Source organism: Bradyrhizobium sp. CCBAU 45389, from assembly GCF_028128625.1.
Lineage (GTDB): Bacteria > Pseudomonadota > Alphaproteobacteria > Rhizobiales > Xanthobacteraceae > Bradyrhizobium > Bradyrhizobium liaoningense_B.
This window is the reverse complement of record NZ_LBIY01000098.1, coordinates 177,898-195,990: the sequence shown is the minus strand read 5'-3', so window position 1 is coordinate 195,990 and position 18,093 is coordinate 177,898. Positions and strand designations below refer to the sequence as shown.

Annotated in this window: 18 protein-coding genes; 4 read left to right on the top strand and 14 right to left on the bottom strand. The window is 65.3% G+C overall.

Annotated elements, in window-relative coordinates:
- Positions 1-2: 2 nt before the first annotated feature.
- The 3 genes from XH79_RS36935 to XH79_RS36925 are packed head-to-tail and all read right to left on the bottom strand — an operon-like array spanning position 3 to position 2,655.
- Positions 3-704: an acylneuraminate cytidylyltransferase family protein gene (locus tag XH79_RS36935; RefSeq protein ID WP_271584870.1), complete on the bottom strand. Its 702-nt coding sequence runs from the start codon at positions 702-704 to the stop codon at positions 3-5.
- Positions 701-1,609 (bottom strand): Gfo/Idh/MocA family protein, encoded by a 909-nt coding sequence (locus XH79_RS36930; protein ID WP_271584869.1) that lies wholly within the window; start codon positions 1,607-1,609, stop codon positions 701-703. The genes XH79_RS36935 and XH79_RS36930 overlap by 4 nt, the downstream gene beginning before the upstream one ends.
- On the bottom strand, positions 1,606-2,655 hold the full coding sequence (locus XH79_RS36925; RefSeq protein WP_271584868.1) for a nucleotidyltransferase family protein: 1,050 nt from the start codon (positions 2,653-2,655) through the stop codon (positions 1,606-1,608). The genes XH79_RS36930 and XH79_RS36925 overlap by 4 nt, the downstream gene beginning before the upstream one ends.
- Before the next feature lie 199 nt (positions 2,656-2,854).
- On the opposite strand from XH79_RS36925, the gene XH79_RS36920 reads away from it, so the two are divergent.
- Both XH79_RS36920 and XH79_RS36915 read left to right on the top strand, forming a co-directional pair.
- Entirely contained in the window at positions 2,855-3,079 is a 225-nt protein-coding gene (locus XH79_RS36920) for a PglD-related sugar-binding protein (RefSeq protein WP_271584867.1), read from the top strand.
- 20 nt (positions 3,080-3,099) lie between these two features.
- Complete coding sequence (locus tag XH79_RS36915) at positions 3,100-3,453, top strand: DapH/DapD/GlmU-related protein (protein ID WP_271584866.1); 354 nt, start codon at positions 3,100-3,102, stop codon at positions 3,451-3,453.
- A gap of 86 nt (positions 3,454-3,539) precedes the next feature.
- On the opposite strand, the gene neuB is transcribed toward XH79_RS36915, so the two are convergent.
- The 5 genes from neuB to XH79_RS36890 all read right to left on the bottom strand — a co-directional run bounded on the left by neuB (position 3,540) and on the right by XH79_RS36890 (position 9,341).
- On the bottom strand, positions 3,540-4,610 hold the full coding sequence (gene neuB, locus XH79_RS36910) for an N-acetylneuraminate synthase (RefSeq protein ID WP_271584865.1): 1,071 nt from the start codon (positions 4,608-4,610) through the stop codon (positions 3,540-3,542).
- Positions 4,607-5,785, bottom strand: coding sequence for a UDP-N-acetylglucosamine 2-epimerase (neuC, locus tag XH79_RS36905; RefSeq protein WP_271584864.1), 1,179 nt, complete (start codon positions 5,783-5,785; stop codon positions 4,607-4,609). Before neuC ends, neuB begins: the two co-directional genes overlap by 4 nt.
- Positions 5,778-6,992 (bottom strand): LegC family aminotransferase, encoded by a 1,215-nt coding sequence (locus XH79_RS36900; RefSeq protein WP_271584863.1) that lies wholly within the window; start codon positions 6,990-6,992, stop codon positions 5,778-5,780. The genes neuC and XH79_RS36900 overlap by 8 nt, the downstream gene beginning before the upstream one ends.
- A complete protein-coding gene (locus XH79_RS36895) occupies positions 6,985-8,004 on the bottom strand; it encodes an NAD-dependent 4,6-dehydratase LegB (protein WP_212342728.1) in 1,020 nt (339 codons plus the stop codon). The genes XH79_RS36900 and XH79_RS36895 overlap by 8 nt, the downstream gene beginning before the upstream one ends.
- Before the next feature lie 134 nt (positions 8,005-8,138).
- Positions 8,139-9,341, bottom strand: coding sequence for an HAD-IIIA family hydrolase (locus tag XH79_RS36890; RefSeq protein ID WP_212342730.1), 1,203 nt, complete (start codon positions 9,339-9,341; stop codon positions 8,139-8,141).
- A 605-nt stretch (positions 9,342-9,946) separates the two neighbouring features.
- On the opposite strand from XH79_RS36890, the gene XH79_RS36885 reads away from it, so the two are divergent.
- Together XH79_RS36885 and XH79_RS36880 are read left to right on the top strand one after the other, a co-directional pair.
- The gene (locus tag XH79_RS36885) at positions 9,947-10,633 is read left to right on the top strand and encodes a hypothetical protein (RefSeq protein ID WP_271584862.1); all 687 of its coding nucleotides are present in this window, start codon (positions 9,947-9,949) and stop codon (positions 10,631-10,633) included.
- A 10-nt stretch (positions 10,634-10,643) separates the two neighbouring features.
- Positions 10,644-12,056: a DUF6418 domain-containing protein gene (locus XH79_RS36880; protein ID WP_271584861.1), complete on the top strand. Its 1,413-nt coding sequence runs from the start codon at positions 10,644-10,646 to the stop codon at positions 12,054-12,056.
- Positions 12,057-12,263: 207 nt separating this feature from the next.
- Here the strand turns inward: XH79_RS36880 and XH79_RS36875 are convergent, their stop codons facing one another.
- From XH79_RS36875 to XH79_RS36850, 6 genes are read right to left on the bottom strand one after another with little or no spacing between them, the layout of a single operon-like run.
- A complete protein-coding gene (locus XH79_RS36875) occupies positions 12,264-13,103 on the bottom strand; it encodes an SDR family oxidoreductase (RefSeq protein WP_271584860.1) in 840 nt (279 codons plus the stop codon).
- 14 nt (positions 13,104-13,117) lie between these two features.
- Complete coding sequence (locus tag XH79_RS36870) at positions 13,118-13,879, bottom strand: SDR family NAD(P)-dependent oxidoreductase (protein ID WP_271584859.1); 762 nt, start codon at positions 13,877-13,879, stop codon at positions 13,118-13,120.
- A complete protein-coding gene (locus tag XH79_RS36865; protein ID WP_271584858.1) occupies positions 13,876-14,724 on the bottom strand; it encodes a sugar phosphate isomerase/epimerase family protein in 849 nt (282 codons plus the stop codon). The genes XH79_RS36870 and XH79_RS36865 overlap by 4 nt, the downstream gene beginning before the upstream one ends.
- Entirely contained in the window at positions 14,721-15,485 is a 765-nt protein-coding gene (locus tag XH79_RS36860) for an SDR family oxidoreductase (RefSeq protein WP_212342754.1), read from the bottom strand. Before XH79_RS36860 ends, XH79_RS36865 begins: the two co-directional genes overlap by 4 nt.
- Positions 15,478-16,167, bottom strand: coding sequence for an acylneuraminate cytidylyltransferase family protein (locus XH79_RS36855; protein WP_212342756.1), 690 nt, complete (start codon positions 16,165-16,167; stop codon positions 15,478-15,480). Before XH79_RS36855 ends, XH79_RS36860 begins: the two co-directional genes overlap by 8 nt.
- A complete protein-coding gene (locus tag XH79_RS36850) occupies positions 16,167-18,086 on the bottom strand; it encodes an N-acetylneuraminate synthase family protein (RefSeq protein WP_245003788.1) in 1,920 nt (639 codons plus the stop codon). The genes XH79_RS36855 and XH79_RS36850 overlap by 1 nt, the downstream gene beginning before the upstream one ends.
- Positions 18,087-18,093 lie beyond the last annotated feature (7 nt).

Genomic DNA, 18,093 nt, shown 5'->3' with positions numbered 1-18,093 from the left:
CCTCAGGCCGCCAGTCGCTGGCGCAGTAACAGTTCCACCAGCGCAAAATCGAGATCGGAATCGATGTCGATCGAACGCTCCTCGGGCATCTCGAACAGACGCGTGTCGGGATAGAAGACCGCGGGCTGCTCCAGGAACGATGCGACGCGCCAGACATAGATCGAGGCGTTCATGTCGAAGCAGCGCGGCGCATCCTGCCGGCGCGTGATCGGAGGATTGGCGGATTTGGAGAGGCCGACGCTGCCGTCGGTGCGCTGCTCGACCAGGTTGAAATAGGGCGAGCGCCGCGCCGGCGCTCCGGTGATGACGTTGCGGGTGCCGCTCTCGCGCAGCAAGGCCACCGCGCCGGTGATGTCGGAGGCGAGCCGGAGCGGCGAGGTGACGTCGAGATCGACGAAGATCTCCGGCGTCGTGCCGGTTCGCGCCATGGCCTGCTCGAGACAATGACGGATCGCCGGCAGCTTCGGCGCGGTATCTGTCGCCATCTCGTCCGGACGCTTGACCGCGATGTCGGCGCCGGCCTTCAGCGCCGCTTCGAGCAGCGCGTCCGAATCGCTGCTGAAGGCGATCGCATCGAACAGGCCGGTCTCGCGCGCCTGCGCGATGCTCCAGGCGAGCACGGGCTTGCCGAGCAGATCGCGCGCATTCTTGCCGACGACCCCCTTCGAGCCGCCTCGCGCGCAGATGGTGCAGAGGAGGCTCATGGCGATATCCAGGTCTTGCTGCGTAGCGCGCGCTCGCTGGCGTCGATCAAATGCACGACGCCGAGCGCCTCGGGCAGAGAGCAGGCCGGTCTCGCGCCCCGCATCGCCGCGACATGCATGTCGCGATAGCTCTGGTCGCGCTCGCTGGGGATGTCCGTTGCCTTGCCGTTGACGGTCAGGCGGCTGCCGATGAGATCGGCCTCGATGGTGTCGTCGTCGACATTGACGCGGATGCGGCGGATGCCCTGGCGGTCGAGATAATCCATGTGGACGTGGACGGACGGCGCACGCTGCATGTCGAGCAGCAGGTCGAGATGGTCGTCGACGTCGATGTCGCGCGCGCCGGACGCGCCGCCGAGCGCAGCGACGCGGTGCCACGGCCCGAACAGCCACAGCAGATAGTCCAGCTCGTGGCTGAGATCTCTCAGCACGCCGCCGCCGGCGTCGGTTGTGGCGGATGCGGTGGTGCGATGGTCGCGGCCGGGCCGCCAGTCCCTGATGTCCTGTCCGACATAGGCAGCGACCGTGATCGCCTCGCGCCCCCGCATTTGCTCGATGAGGCCCGTCATGACCGGATGGAAGCGCAGATTGTAGCCGACGCTGATATGGGCGAACGGATATTTCGGCGGCGCCGCCGCCGTCGCGAACAGCGGTTTCTCGACCAGGACCGCGCCGCGGAAGCCGGCCTGCGCGAGCGCTTGCAAATCGTCGGCATGACGCGCGGTTTCGGTGGCAACCACCGCGTAATCCGGTTGCGTACCGGCGACGGCCTCTTCAATCGACCCATAGTCGCCGCCGTCACGGCGGCTCACCGTCGCGACCTCAAGGCCGAGCTCACGCAGGATCCGCGCATGCCTTGTGCCGATCGAGCCGAGACCGATCACGACGGCTTTTGTCGAGGTCACGGGAAGACCTCATGAAACTCCGCATGCGCCTGCTCGAAATCCTCGAGGCGGCCGATGTCGAGCCAGTATTCGCGGATCGGATAGACCGCGACGCGTCCCTCGTCGGCGATCACCCGCTCCAGCACGGTCGGCATGTCGATCCTGACGCCGGGGGCGACGTGGCGGAAGACGGAGCTTCCAATCACGTAGATGCCCGCGCTGACGAACCAGCTCTCGGTCGGCTTCTCGCGAATGGTCTGGAGAAAGCCCTCGGACGTGGAAACGACGCCATAGGGGACGTGCACCTTGTGCTCGCGGACGGCCATCGTCGCTTCCGCCGGCGTTCCGTTGTGGAAGTCGAGAAGCGCGCCGTAATTGATCGTGGTGAGGATGTCGCCGTTGGTGACGATCATCGGCAGATCCGGCGGCGCCGGAAACAGCCCGAGCGCACCGGCGGTGCCCAGCCGTTCGGTCTCGTGCACGTATTGGATGTTGGCGCCGAAGGCGGCGCCGTCGCCGAAGTGGCCCTTGATCGTCTCGGCCTTGTAGTTGACCGAGATGTAGATGTTGGAAAAACCCTGCTGCACCACGTTGCGGACGATCGTCTCGAGCAGGGGCCTGCCGCCGACATTGAGCATGGGCTTCGGGACGTCGCGCGTCAGCGCGCCCAGGCGCTCGCCGAGGCCGCCGGCCATGATCAGGACCGGATTGGCGTAGTGGCGCGGCTCGAGCAGCTCATCGAGCGTCTCCACCACGACCAGATGGCCGCCTTCGTCGACAAGCGGGAGCTGCTTGATCGACTTGTGCCGCATCAGATGCAGGCGGTCGTCGCGGGACAGCGTCGCCGGAGCCGACACCGGCACGCGGTTCATGATGTCGGTGGCAAGCCCGGTGAGCGGGATGCCGCGCAGCAGCCCGCGCCTGACGTCGCCGTCGGTGACCACGCCGAGCAGGCGGTTCTGGTCGTCGAGTACCAGCGCAATCTGGATGCTGCCGCTCTCGATCGCGGCAATGGCCTCGCCCACGGTCGCCTGCGTTCCAACGACGGCCTTACGCCAGGATTTCATGGCAATCTGCCTCGCATACGCCAGATATTGGGGGCCGCCCACGGCTGAGCCTGCTATATCGCGGCTGCGAGAGGCGGCGTCAACCCCGCCAGGCGATCCTGCGTTGTCCTTGTTAATTCTAGCGTTTTCGGGCCCGATCCGGCGGTTTGAAGTGCCATGGTCCGGTCGCTAAGATCGAGGCGCGCATAAGGGAATCACGATGGACGATCCGATCATCATTGGCGGCGGCGAGCATGCCTTCATGGTCTATGAGGCGGCGCTCCTGTCGGGCCAGTTCAACGTCGTCGGTTTCCTCGATCGCCAGCCGGGAACGCTGGGGGATGCGCGCTATCTCGGAACCGACGATGTTGCGCCGAACTATCCGGATGCCGCCTTCGTGGTCGGATCGGAACGATGCGGGCGGGGCCCGCGCGTCGCCAGATAATCGGTAAGCGTTGGGCGTCGGTGATTCATCCGCGCGCGTTCGTCTCACCGTCGGCAACGATCGGCGCGGGCAGCGTCGTCATGCCGGGCGCGATCGTCAATGCGCGAAGCATGATCGGGCATCACTGCATCATCAATTCGGCCGCAGTCGTCAAGCACGACGTGCGTGTCGGGCACTACACGCATCTGTCGCCGGGAACGGTGGTGGGCGGCGGCGCGGAGATCGGCGACAATTGCTTTGTCGGGCTCGGCAGCCGTGTCCGCGATCACATTTCCATCGGCAACGATACGCTGGTGGCGATGGGTTCTGTCGTCACGGGTTCATGGCCGCCCGGCTCCGTGCTGCGCGGGGTTCCCGCAAAGCCTCGCCGCTAGAGCATGATCCGGAAAAGTGCGCAGCGGTTTTCCGAAAAGATCATGCTCAAACAAACAGCCTAAAGCGCGATGCATTCCATCGCGCTTTAGACCGGATCGTCGGGTTCGAGCGCCCGCGGCGCCGCGGTTCCGATCAGGGACCAATACTCGATCGGCGGCCGCCCCGCGCCCGGCCGCTTGGCGGTGATATCGGCCGGGCCGATGATCTCGCCGGCCTTCAGTGCGCGCGCCGCCACGATGCTCTTGCGCGCCACCGGCACATTCCTGACCTCGGACTCTTTCGGCGTCTTCACGCCATCGCCGAGCGCGGCCTCGACGTTGCGGATGGCGCTGACCATCCGCTTGAAATCGTCGGGCTCGAGCGAGGCCGCGTGGTCGGGACCGGGCGCATTGCGGTCGAGCGTCAGGTGCTTCTCGATGACCGTTGCGCCGAGCGCAACCGCGGCGACTGAAATCTCGAAGCCGTCGGTGTGATCGGAATAGCCGACCGGAAGCTGGAAGGCGGATCGCATCGTCGCCATCGCGGCGAGATTCACATCGGCGATGGGGCAGGGATATTCGGTCGTGCAATGCAGCAGGCTGACGTGCCGCGCGAGCGCGGCGCGTGCCGCCGGATCGCGCCATGCCGCGCGGAACGAGGCGATGCCGGCAGGATCGTTACGCTGCGCGTAGCCATGCGCCAACACGCCCAACGCTTCCTCGATCTCGCTGAGGGTCGCCATGCCCGTCGACAGGATCAGCGTCGCGCCGGCCCGCGCTGCCGCGTGCAGCAGCGGTGCATTGGTGAGATCGCCCGATCCGATCTTGATGCGCGGCAGCTTCAGCGACAGCAGGAAGCCAAGCGAGGCGTCATCGAACGGCGTCGACAGGAATTCGATGCCGCGTTCGGCGGCGCGCGCGATCAGCGTGTGGTGAGCGGCCTGCGGCAGTTCCAGCCGCTCCAGCATGGCGAGCTGGCTCTCTTCGGCGTCCGTCGTCCGCTGCTGGTAGTCGGCCTTCTTCGCGGCTCCACCGGCCAGCGCCTTCGCATTGAAGGTCTGGAACTTGACGATGTCGGCGCCGGCATCGGCTGCCGCATCGACGAGCGCCAGTGCCTTGTCCAGGCTGCCGTCGTGATTGACGCCGGCTTCCGCGATGATCAGCGTGTGCGTCGTCATGGCCGCGCTCCGCTTGCCGGAAGGTCGTGGAAGCTTTTCTTCAGGAGCTGCCCGAAATCCGGGATGCCGGCAATGATGTCGGCAAATCGCCGGCTGGAGTCGCCGTCGCCATAGGGATTGACGGTGTCCTTGCGGCCGCGCTGAAGCGCTTGCGCGATGGCGCCGCCGATCGCGCCGCGTTCGGGCGCCGTGTGAAACACCGAAGCCGCGCGCTCGCGTCCCTTCTGGCGGTCGCCGACGTCCACCGTGGGAACGCCGAATGACGGCGCTTCGAGAATGCCGCTCGACGAATTGCCGATCACGACGTCTACCTGGCTCATCAGGCTGAGATAGCGGAGCTGCCCCAGCGAGGCGACTGCGATGGTGTTCGGCCGGGCGGCTGCGAAGGCCTTGGTGCGCTCGTTCAGCGCACGTCCCTCGGCATCGGCATTGGCGAGCGTGAAGATGAGGCGGAAGGCGGGATCGAGCGCCGACAGCGCCGCAAACAGCTCGTCCAGCTCGGCCATCGAGCGGCCAGCCTCGACCGTGACCGGGTGGAACGTCACGAGCGCATTGCGCTCGCCGAGTGGCAGGCCGACCGCGCGGCCGATGCTGTCGCGGTCCATCAGCTCGAGACGCTTGATCGCGTCGATGCCGACCGAACCGATGGTGTGAATGCGGGACGGGTCCTCGCCGAGCTGGACCAGCCGCTGCGCTGATCCCGCATTGCTGGCAAAATGCAGGTGCGACATCTTGCTGATGGCGTGGCGGATGGACTCATCGACCGCGCCTTCGGTGACGTCGCCGCCGAACAGATGCGCCATCGGCAGCCGCATGAACATCGCGGCCTGCGCGGCCGCGAACATCTCGAAGCGGTCACCGAGCAGGACCACGAGATCGGGGTGCAGCCGTGCGAAGGCGTCGGCAAATCCGATCACGCCGAGCCCGACCGACTTCGCGACGCCGGCGCCGGTGTCGCTGGCAAGCAGCGTCTCGACGCGCTCGTCGACCTCGAAGCCCTCGTCGCGGATGGTGTTGAAGGTGTAGCCGAACTCGGGCGCGAGATGCATGCCGGTGGCGATGAGCTGAAGCGTCAGGCCTGATGTCTCGCGGATCGCGCGCATCGGCCAGACCAGCAGTCCGAAATCGGCCCGGCTGCCGGTGACGAAGCAGATCTTTCGCGCGCCGCTATTCATCGCGGGCCCTGATGCTGGCGCTGCTCGGCAGGTTGATCAGGCGGCGTTCGATCGATTCGGCGGTGGCGAGATCGCCGCGCGGGCTCTGCGCGAACATCGGCAGGCGGTGCATCAGGGTCCAGGCCGGGCGTGCGCCGAAGCCGGCTTCGTTCAGCGCCGTGAGTACGTCGTCGCGCCGGCCGGCATAGGCCTCGTCGAGCAGGATCGCGTTCAGCCAGTAATTGCTCGTGGTGCCATCGGGCTCGCGCGAGAAGCGCACGCCGGGTACATCGGCAAAGACGCGCTCATAGGCCGCAGCCAGCCGGCGCTTGCTCGCCAGGAAACCGTCGAGCTGCTCGAGCTGGGCGCAGCCGAGCGCGGCGTTCAGGTTGGGCAGGCGGTAGTTGAAGCCGATCTCGTCATGCACGAAGGCCCATTTGTGCGGCAGCTTCGCGGTGGTGGTGAGATGCTTGGCGCGGCGTCCGAGCTCCTCGTCATTGGTGAGGATGGCGCCGCCGCCGCCGGTGGTGACGATCTTGTTGCCGTTGAAGCTCAGCGCCGCGAGCCGCGCCTGCGATCCGACGGCGTGGCCCTTGTAGGTCGAGCCCAGCGATTCCGCGGCATCCTCGACCAGCGCAATGCCCCAGTCGCTTGCGATCGCGGCGATCTCGTCGAGCTCGACGGGATGCCCGAATGTGTGCATCGGCGAGATCGCGGCGATGCGGCGTCCGCTTTCGCGATTGATCGTGCCCTTGGGCGTGCGCTCGGCAATCGCCTCGAGCCGCGCGGCGAGGGCGCGCGGGTCCATGCCGAGCGTCGTGAGCGAGCTGTCGATGAAATGCGGCACCGCCCCGCAATAGGCGATCGCGTTGGTGGTCGCGATGAAGGTCAGCGCCGGCGACATCACCTCGTCGCCGGGCTCGACGCCGGCGAGGTGGAAGCAGGCGTGCAGCGCCGCGGTGCCGTTGACGACGGCGACGGCGCGCCTTGCGCCCGTCACTTCTTCCAGCATGCGCTCGAAGCGGTCGACAAACGGGCCGACCGAGGACACGAAGGTGCTCTTGATGCACTCCTCGAGATAGGAGACCTCGTTGCCGGCAAACACCGGCTCGTGCAGGCCGAGGATGCCGTTGGGCGTGCCGGCGGCGCGCCGGACGGCATCGACCACGGCTTTCGGATCGAAGGCGGGTGATCTGGTTGCGGCCGTTCCCACAATTGCCTCAGACATTGTAGACGTCCGCCTTGTATCGGCTGAGATTGGCGGGATTGGTGAACCAGCTTGCCGTCTTCTCGATGCCGCGGCGCATGCCGTCGATCCCGCCGAACTCCGGGCTCCAGCCGAGCTGCTGGCGTGCCTTGGAATTGTCGGCCCAGAGCCGCTCGACCTCGCTGTTGGCCGGACGCAGGCGCGCCTCGTCGGTCTCGATCTCGATCTTGACGCCCATCACATCCGCGATCATCTCGACGGTCGCCCCGACCGAGATCTCGAAGCCGCTGCCGAGATTGATGGTCTGGCCGACGCACTGCTCGGCCGGTGCGGTGAGGCCTGCGATCAGGCCGCGCGCGGTGTCGGTGACGAAGGAGAAGTCGCGCGTCGGACTGACCGCGCCGAGACGGATCCTGCGCTTGCCGGTCGCGATCTGGCTGATGATGGTCGGGATCACCGCGCGCGCCGATTGCCGCGGCCCATAGGTGTTGAACGGCCTGATCACGACGACCGGCATGTCGAACGAGGCCTGGAACGACAGCGCCATCTGATCGGAGGCGATCTTCGAGGCCGAGTAGGGCGATTGGCCGACCAGCGGATGGTTCTCCTTGATCGGCACGACCTGCGCCGTGCCGTAGACCTCGCTGGTCGAGGTCTGCACGAAGCGCCGCACGCCGGCCATGCGCGCCGCCTGGAGCACGTTGACGGTGCCGCGCACATTGGTCTCGACGTAGGAATCGGGCGCGACATAGGAAAAGGGGATCGCGATCAGTGCCGCCAGGTGCAGCACGTCGGTGCAGCCGCTGGCGGCCGCGATCATGAAATGCGGATCGCGGATGTCGCCCGCGACCACCTCCACGGACTTCATGATGTCGGCGGGAACCGTGTCCAGCCAGCCCCAGGAATTGAAGGAGTTGTAGTAGACGACCGCCTTGACGCGGGCTCCGGCTTTCACCAGCTCCTCAACGACATGCGAACCGATGAAGCCGTCGCTGCCGGTAACGAGGACGCGGGCGTCCCTCAGATCTGCCATGCCGGACCCCAGAAGGCGATTAAGCCAGTATTCGCAACAAGATGGCGCTATAGCACACTGGCGGTCGCGCGCAACAGAGCAGCGCCCGAAAGCTGCCAAATGCCCGGGGATGCAGCAGTTTTTGCAAGGCGGATCTAAGCCTTGTCCACCGGGTTCAGGCGCCGTCTAACAAACGCCTCGAGATTGCCGCCCTCGAACAGATGGCCGGGGAGGCCGGCAGCCTGCGCGGCCTCGATGTCGCTCGGCTTGTCGCCGATCACCATGCTGCGCGTCATATCGACCGGAAAGCGCTGCGCGAGGTCGGTGATCATGCCGGGCGCCGGCTTGCGGCGGTCGCTGACGCGGCAATAGCGCGCGACGGTTCCATCGGGATGATCCGGGCAATATTCGAAGGCGTCGAGATGCGCGCCGACCTCTGCCATCTGGTCCGCCATCCAGCGGTGCAGGGCGACGACGTGATGCTCCTCGTAATAGCCGCGCGCGACGCCGGATTGATTGGTGATGACGAAGGCGAAATAGCCGGCGTCGTTGACCGCCTTAACCGCCTCGCGCGCCCCCTCGATCCATTCAAGCTTGTGCGACTCGAACGTGTAGCCGGAATCGTGGTTGAGCACGCCGTCGCGGTCGAAGAACACGGCGGGACGCCGCAGCTTCTCGCGCAGCTCGCGATCGGCGCGCGCGAAATCATCGGGGATGCCGATGTCGATGAAATAGCCGCGATAGGCGGTGCCGCGCAGCTCGCCGTGCGAGGCAAGGCCGGGAAACACGTCCTGCTCGAGCGAAGCGGGCAGCTTCGCGATGTCGGCGAGAACGGACTTGTCGACGACGTAGATGCCGGCATTGACCGGCCCCGTGGCGCCCGCACCCGGCGCGATGAAATCACGCACCACGTCGCCGTCGAGCACGACGCGCCCGTACCGGTCTCCGACGACGCCGTCGCGCAGTGCCATGTGAACGCGGCCGCCCTGCGCACGCGCGATCAGATCGAGCAGGTTGAAGTCGAACAGCGAGTCGCCGTTGAGCAGCAGGAAACGGTCGTGCAAGAGGTCGCGCGCATGCACGAGCGCACCGCCGGTGCCGAGCGGCTCGGTCTCGCGCGACACGACGATGCGCGTCTGTCCCCTGGCGGCCGCGGCGTAGTGCGTCTCGACGATCTCCGCCTTGTGGCCCGCAAGCAGGACGATTTCGTCGAACATGCCGTAGCGGACGAGTTCGTCGATCAGCGTGTCGAGGAACGGCCGTCCGCCGATTTCGAGCATCGGCTTCGGAACCAGCCTGGTGCGCTCGCCAAGCCGGGTGCCAAGCCCGCCGACGAGGATAACGGCCTGTCTCAGCACGACGGCTCTCCGTCTCGGCACCTCAGTCGAAGGTGGGCGGCGTAATATTCCTGTCGCAATGCTCTGGCTTCTCGTTGGATTGAGCTGCGGCGGCCGGATATTCTCCCAGCATCGATCGATCGTCGATAAAGGCTTGAAGGACGCAACACTGAGTGACACAGACCCCGCACAGCGCTTGCCAATGGCGTGCTGCTCGCCGCGACAGGAACTGTTGTGCTCTGTTTACGCTCAGCGACGCGCGGAGGCAACGAGCAAGGAGAAGTCCTGGATCTTCTTGAACCGGCTCCGGAGGGCAGGCGGGCGATCTTGCGCCGATCCTTAACCCTTTACTATGGGCTGATTGATCAACCATAGATAGCTCAGTATGATAGCGATTGGGTTCCCCCTTGTTATTGTGGGGATTTGTCGGGGACAATAGTTACATGCCGATGGCTGAGCGTACGCCGCGAGCTCCAGTGCTTCTGCAGCTCGCGAGATGGTTTCATGTTGCCGTCCAAGCAGTGCGGAGACATTGGGTTCTTTCGCTCGTGGTCGGGGCGATTCTGTTGGGTGCTCTTGGTTCCCTCGCCGTGGGGCGGAAGGTGGAATCCTGGACTGCGACCACAATGATCACGATTGGTACAATGCCCAGGCTTGAAAGCATTCTTGGGCTCGGCGGGGCAGCGGATGAGCCCGTAGAGAGTGCCCGTGATCTGGTGACGCGAATCGGAGCGGCTCAATTTCAAGTCGCTGTTCTGGCCGATGCTCGGAAGGCGCTTCCCGACGCGCGAGGGGCGTTCGCCGGAACCTCATTGCGCGGTATCGTTGTTAGCGATTCGTTGATTCGTCTGGAGGCGAACTCTGCCTCGAAAGAGGAGGCGGTGACCCTGCTTCGACTGGCTATTCCTGCGATCCAGGCCGCACACCAGAAAATATTCGAGCCGAGAATGGAGTTACTGCATTCGGTGCGCGCGCGCCTGCGAGATGCGAGAGTGGTGCTCAACGATGCATTGAAGAAGAACAAGATGGACCTCACGCCGGTTCGGCCGGACGGGGTTTCAACCGGGCCTGCCTTCGTGGAAAATCCCGGGGCTTCGGTCGACAGGATGCTCAACATCGATACGCGCATCGCACTACTGACTTATCTCGAACAAACCGTGAGGGTAACGGGTCCGCAGGATGGGTCGTCTCCCGCGACGGAAGGGCCGAGGGAGGTCAATCTCGTGCAAAGAGCCATCCTGGCTGGCTTGGGCATACTTCTCTTCGGCAGTCTATTGACCTTCTTTCTGAGGCGGCCGGCGCGTCCCGAGTAGGACCTGGGCAATGACCCTTTTGGCTGGAGTCTCCATATTACTCTTCATCGTTTGGCTGGGGCTGTTCAGGTCGACGATCTTCGTTTGTCTTGCCCTCCTTTTGTTTACCTTCGCATGGCGGACGATCTCGTCGCTCGATATCGATCTCACGGGGCCGGTGCTGTCGTCCCAACTTCAGATGTACATTGGACCCGGCGTCATGACGGTGTTCCAGTCGATTGCGTATTTTCTGACGCTTCTTCCCTTCCTCTGGGTCTTCAATTCGAGGGCGCTCGATGAATGGGCGCGGTCGGCTCCAACTCCCGAACCGCCCGCGCCCCAATCTCAACTGACCCTCTCGGACGTCACGTTCTACGCGTCCGTTCTCTTCTTGATCTTGCTTTTCGGTGCCCTGATTCAGGGGGGCGTCATACCATTATTTGCCAAGATCGAGCGTTGGACCTTCAACGAACAGGCCAATGTCCTCCATGGCCTGGTGGTCGAGCGAGGTGACATGCTCTGCTTCTGGTGGGGGACCATGTTTGTGGCCGAGCGATTGCGACGCCAGCGATACGATTACCGCTTTGTGAGTTTGCTGGCCGTCCTCATCTTCTACATGTTTCTGGTAGGCGGGCGCTTCTCGCCCTTCTACCGATTTAGCGCGTTCTTTGTCATACCATTTTCCGCGGTGCTGCTCGTTCAGGCGCGAGACCTTGGGAGCGCAAGTTTGTTCGGCCTGCTGTCCCGGATTACCGACCGCCGCATCGTGCTGGCCGGCGCGAGCGTCATTGCGCTGACGGCAGCGATGATTGCATTCGCGCTCTATTGGAATCTGACCCGGGTCCGCGGGTTCGAAGGTCAGGCGGCGCTGACCGCGTTTGTCGAGCGCGTTCTGGTGCAGCCGTCGGAGATGGGATGGGCGTCCTATCAACGCGTACTGGTCAACGGAGAGTGGGACGCGCGCCACGTCTTCGATTTCCTGTTCGACCGCCCCATCGTTGCGGGACGAAACACGACGCCGCAGTTCCTGATGTCCGAGACGATCGGTGAGCCACGGACAACGGAGCACATCACAGGCGGATTTCAATTCGCAGGTGGATTTCCTGAAATCTTCTTCGAGCTGTTTGGTCCTTATTTCGGCTGGCTCTTTCTGCTGGGGGCTGGTTGGCTCACTGCGCTCCTCTCCGCTGTTATGATCCGGTCAATCATCGCCGAACGATATCTGACGGCGGCTCTATCTTTCTACGTGCTGTACGGCATCTACGTGATGTACATCGGCGGCATGCTGAACTTCGTTGCGACGCCGACATATTGGGTGAAGATTGCTGCGCTGTTCGCGGCAATCATTGTGGAGGAGCGGGCGCAGAGGCTGGGCCGGCCTATTCTCCCGTGGGTGCTGTCCGACAGAACTCGATTATTTCGCCGCTCCGCAGTGTCCAACTGAGTATAGAAGATCCAGAAGGCAAACGCGAAGGTGGCATCGCGTTTAGAGCATGATCCGGAAGAGTTTGAAGTGGTCTTCCGAAAAGATCATGCTCGAACCTAAGGCGTGACGACGTCCGTCCAGATCTTAGCACGATGCAAGGAAATCGATCGATCATCGGAGCGCAGGGCAGAGCAGTCTCGCTCTCGTCGAGAGGGTGCGCCGCCGCTACCACACGCTCCGCCCGCCATCCATCACCAGGTTCTGCCCGGTCATGTAGCTCGACGCATCCGAGCAGAGGAACTGGACCGCGGCGCGATATTCGTCGACCTCGGCCATTCGCCCCATCGGGATTAGGCGGGTGAGGCGTTCCACGAAGGCGGGATCCTGGTTGTTGAAGACGCCGCCCGGCGAGATCGCGTTGACCCGCACGCCGTGGTCGGCCCAGTAGGTCGCCAGATATTTCGTCAGGCCGATCAGCCCGTGCTTGATCACCGAGTATGTCACGGGCTTCACCGGCTGCTCCTCCTCGCGCGTCACATGCGGCTGGCGGTAGAGCCGCTGGTCCGGCGCGATCACGCCGAGATCGGAGGCGATGTTGAGGATCACGCCGCGGCCGCGCCGGGCCATCTGGCCGCCGAATTCCTGGGCGCACAGCATCGCCCCGGTCAGGCCGACCGCGATCTCGGTCTGCCATTGCGGCACCGGGAACGCTTCGAAGCGCGAGGAGTGCATGACGCCGGGGCTCGACGTCACCTTCGGATCGATCGCGGCGTTGTTGACGAGGATGTCGATGGTGATGCCGCGGCCCGCGAGCTGATCGCTCGCGGCGCGCACCGAATCCTGTGCGGTGACATCGAGCGCGAGCGCGATCAGATCGGCGGAGGGCGTGGCCTGTTTCAATGCGGCGACTGCCGCCTCGGCCTGCGCGAGGCCGATTTCGGTGACGACGACGCGCGCTCCGGCTTCCGAGAGTGCGGCGACATGCTGCCGCCCGAGCAGGCCGCCGGCGCCGGTCACGAGCGCGGTGCGTCCGGCGATGTCATAGCGCGAGGAGGGGCTTGCCATCGGGAGACTCCTGTTCAGCTGCGCAACTGGCCGCCATCGGCGACCATGACGCTGCCGGTGATGAAGGCGGCACGGGGCGAGGCAAGGAACGCGACGAGGTCGGCGATCTCCTCAGGCTTGCCGAGCCGGCGCAGCGCCACCTCGCGCGCAAGCATGTCCTCGACCGCGGCCTTGTTCTCGGCGAGCTTGCGCGCCCAGGTCCCTTCCGCGGCGAGGATATTGCCTGGGGCGACGGCATTGATACGGATGCCCTCGAGCGCCAGCGGTCGCGCCAGCCCGCGCACGGTCGCGTTCAGCGCCGCCTTCGCGGCATAGTAGGTCACGGGCGCGCCCAGCGCCGCCATACCTGCGATGGAGGAGATGCAGACGATGGAGCGGTCGCCGCTGCCGCGCGCCAGCAGCGGCCGCGCGGCCTCGATCGTGTTGGTGGTGGCGAAGAAGTTGAGGTCCATCACCCGCGACCATTCCGCCGCGGTTTCCTTGCCTGGCGGGACCGAGGCGCCGCTGCCGACATTGCAGACGAGGACGTCGAGGCGGCCCCACTGCTGCTCGACATCCTGGATCAGTGCCGCGGCGGCGGCGGGATCGGTGACGTCGGCGACATGGATCGAGCTCTGTCCGCCGATGGCCGCGCGCGCCGCGTTCAGCGCATCCGAGCCGCGTGCAGCCAGCGCGACCTTCGCTCCCTCCGCGGTAAGTGCAGCGGCAATGGCAAGGCCGATGCCGCGGCTGGCGCCGGTGACGAGAGCGACGCGGCCTTCCAGCTCGAGCTTCATCGCGCCGCGTCCTCGATCCAGCCGACCGTCATGTCGCGATATCTGGCGAGCGCGCCGGCATGGTCGCCATCGGCGGCGCGTGCGGTTTGCAGGATGTACTGTCCCTTGTAGCCGGAGTGCTCGATCAGCCGGATCGTCTTGGCGAGATCGGCGTTGCCGGTGCCGAGCGGCACGGTGGTGCCGCCGCGAACGCGGTCCTTTACGTGCACATTGAGAATGCGCGGCGCATAAGCCTCGATCTCCTCGGCGCTGTCATAGCCGAGCGAGGCGCTGTTGCCGCTGTCGTAATTGATGCCGAAGACGTCGGCCGGAAACGCCTCCATGAAGCGGGCGAGATCGCGCGGCGGCAGATCGGATTCGAAGACGATCTTGACGTTCTGTCTGACAAGCTGTTCGCGGCGGGCGATCAGCACCCGCTTGAGCGTGTCGCTCTCGCTCTCGCGTTCGATCTTGCCGTTGTCGACCAGCGGGATCACGACGAACTCGATGCCGATCCGGCTGCAGGCGGCAATCAGCAGATCGAGATCGTTGACGAGCGCGTCGCGCACGACGGCGTCGACCTTCCAGAACGGTGCCTGCATGAAGCAGTCCCCCGTCAGGCTCGGAATGCGCAGGCCGTTCTCGCGCGCCAGGGCGATGATCTCCGCCTGGCCGGCTTCGGTCGTGAGCGGATTTTCCCGCAGCCGTTCCTGATCGATGGTCCATTCCATCCGCGTCAGGCCGAGCGCCTTGGCGCGGGGAAATTCCTCTCGCCATTCATCCCACGGGAACGCCTGGATCTTGCCGTCGACCAGTGCCGACAGGCGTCCCTGCATGAAGCCGATGCGTTGCAATGTTGCGGTCACGACTTGCTATCCGAGCTGATGGCGAGGCCCTTGGCGGTCCAGCCGCCGTCGACGAAGATCTCCTGGCCGGTGACGTAGGCCGAGGCGTCCGACGCCAGGAAGATGGCGGCGCCGATCATGTCGGCGGGTTGCCCCCAGCGGCCGAGCATGGTGTGGCGGCGCCGGTCTTCGTGCATGGCGGGATCGGCAAAACTCTTCGCGGTCATCTCGGTCGCGACGTAACCGGGCGCCAGCGCGTTGACGCGGATGCCGTCGCTCGCATAGTCGGCGGCGAGCGCGCGCGTCAGCCCGGCGAGGCCCGCTTTCGCCGCGACGTAACCGGGATTGCCGGGGAACCCGCGGATCGAATTGATGCTGGTGACGTTGATGATCGCGGCCGAGCCCGTGGTCTTGAGCAGCGGATAGGCGGCAAGGATCGTGGCGTAGACGCCGGTGAGGTCGGTCGCGACGGTGGCGCGGAAGCGCGCGAGCTCGCTTTCGGCGCCCTGCGGGGGAAGGCTGATGCCGGCCGCGTTGACCAATGCGTCGATACGTCCGCCTTGCGCCGCGATGGCGTCGAAAGCGCGTCCGATCGCGGCATCGTCGGAGAGATCGCAGGCCATCGCAATAATGCCCAGCGGTGCGGTCCCGGAACGGCTGAGGCCGAACACCGTGGCGCCGGCCTCCTTGAGGCCGGCCGCGATCGCAGCACCAATGCCGCGCGAGGCGCCGGTGACGACGGCGATCTTGCCGACAAGGGAGAAGGCGCTGAGATCAGGCATAGCCGTAACTGCGCATGATGGCGCCGCAGAGCTTGACGTCCTCCGGGCGGTCGATCTGGAACATCTTGTGGCGCTCCATCACGTGAAAGCCGATCTTGCCGCCGAGACGGTTGTTCTGCTCGCGCAGGAGCGAAGGAATCAACACGTAGAACGAGCCGTTCTCCAGATAACGCTTCTCGATCTGCTGCCGCATGCGGCGGTTGCGATAGTCGTAGTTGATCGGCTCCGGCCCGTTCTGGCCGATGCGCCAGTTGAAATAGTCCTCGACCTCGCAAACCGAGAGCAGGCTGTCCAGATGTTCGCGATCGAAGGTCGCAAGCGCCGCCTCGATGTCGCCCGGCTCGCGGATCGGCGAGGTCGCCTGCAGCGCGACGATGCGCTCGAAACGTCCCATCCGCTCGTCGATGGCCTCGAGCGCGTGCAACCAGGCGGATTCGGAGGAGGCGAGGTCGCCCGAAATGTCGTCGGGGCGCAGCACGCCCACCGCGCCTGCGGCTTCCGCCGCTTCCAGAATTCGGTCGCTGTCGGACGAGACCGCCACCACGTCGACGCCTTGCGCGGCGCGCGCCTGCTCGACCGTCCAGGCGAGCAGCGGCTTGCCGCAGAGATCGAGCAGGTTCTTGTGCGGGATGCCTTTGGAGCCGCCGCGTGCGGCGATCACGGCCAGCGTCTTGCGCGCCATCAGATGTGTCCCTCGAGGCGCTCGAGCGCGGTCCAGAAGCCTTCGCCCATGTTCTTGTGGCCCTGCCAGATCTCGGGAATGAAGGATGCGGTGGGCGCGTGCTTGCGCAGCACCCGTCCGATCTCGTCGAAGTCGATCTCGCCTTCGCCGACCTGCAGGCCTTCGCCGTCGAGCCCCTTGGCGTCGCCGAAATGCAGGTGCGCGGTATGCGGACCGAGCTGGGCGAGGCCTTGGGCGAAGTCGAAGCCGAAATGATTGGCGGCGAGCTTGGTGTGCGAGATGTCCACGCACATGCGCAAATCGTGCTTGGCGCAGAACGCGGCCGACTCGTCCGGGAAGATGAAGATGTTCTGGTGACGCTGGCCGCCGAAATGCCAGGGGAAGGGCGCCATCGTCTGCGGCGTCAGCTCGACGCCGTCCATGTCGAGCTCCTTCAGGCTCTGCGCGAAAATGCGGTAGCGCTCGGCCTTCTCTTCCGGGGGCAGCGGCTCGTCCATGGTGAAGCCGCCGATATTGGCGACGATCGGCGGACGTTTGGTCTTGGGAAAGAACTTCTTCAGGCCGCGGGTGATGTCGATCACCGCCTGGGTCTGCTCGAGCGAATAGCGGCGCAGCGCCTCGTCGGGCGTTGCGAGGTCCATCAGCTTGGAGCCGGCGAACAGTTCCGGTGCGTGCACGACGAAGCCGATATCGTAGGTGCCGGAGAGATAGGCCGCCGGGTCGCGCTCCATGTCGCTGTAGCTGAGATGGAATTCGATGATGTCGGGCTCGCAGATCTCGAGAAAGCGCTCGGTGTCGTGATAGCGCACCGGGACGCCCCAGGGCCGGTCGAAGCGGTAGCGTCGGGCCTTCGCGGCGCCCTCGTCGAGGTCGCTCTGGAAGAAATAGTCGTCGGCCGACATCCTGCGCTTGAGCGTCCTGCCGATCAGCGCCGGCATCTTCAGCGGCGACAGACCCTGGCCCGGGCTCTTCACGGCGATGTCGTCATCGGAGATGACCGTGCCGGCTTCGATGTCGCGAGCCGCGACGAGGCTCTTGGCGAGGTTTTCGCGGTTGATCAGCTCGCCCTGGCTGAGCGCGCGCTCGGCGAGCTTCTCGCCGCGCGCCGCTTCCACCTCGCGAATGCCGGCGACGAGTGCCTTGAACTCCTCCGGCTCCAGGCTCGCGGCATGGTCCGGGCCTTCCATCTCGCGGTCGAGCGTGATGTGGCGCTCGATCACGACGGCACCGAGGGCGACGGCCGCGGTCGACACCGCGGTGCCGCGCTCATGGCCGGAATAGCCGACGACCGGGTGGATCTCGCGCAGCGTCCCCATGAAGCGCAGATGGATGTTGTGCAGCGCTGCGGGATAGGTGCTCTGGCAGTGCAGCAGCACGTAGCCGGCGTTGCGGTCGTCGAGGAATTTCGCCGCGGTCTTGATCTCGTCCGTGGTGCTCATGCCGGTCGAGACGATCAGCGTCTTGCCGGTCGCGGCGAGCCGGGCGAGCAGGGGCAGGTTGGTCAAATCGGCAGAAGCAACCTTGTAGGCCTGCACGCCGAAACCTTCGAGCACCGCGACGCTCTTCGCGTCCCAGGGCGTGCAGAGATATTGAATGCCCTTCGAGGCGCAGTAGTCGGCGATCTTCTTCTGCTGCTCCGTCGTCAGCTCGAAGCGGCGGAGCAGGTCGAGCGTGTACTCGACGGCGAGGTCGTCGTCCTTTCCGGAGAGCGAGGAGGCGCGATAGACCTCGTCGAGCTTGCGCATCTGGAATTTGGCGCAATCTGCGCCGGCCGCGACCGCGGCGTCGACCAGTGCGATGGCGCGGTCGAAATCGCCGTTATGGTTGTTGCCGATCTCGGCGATGACGTAGCAGGGCTCGCCCTCGCCCAGGAGGTGGTTGCCGATGCGGACTGGGGCAGGCTGTTTGGGCGGTGTCATCAACATT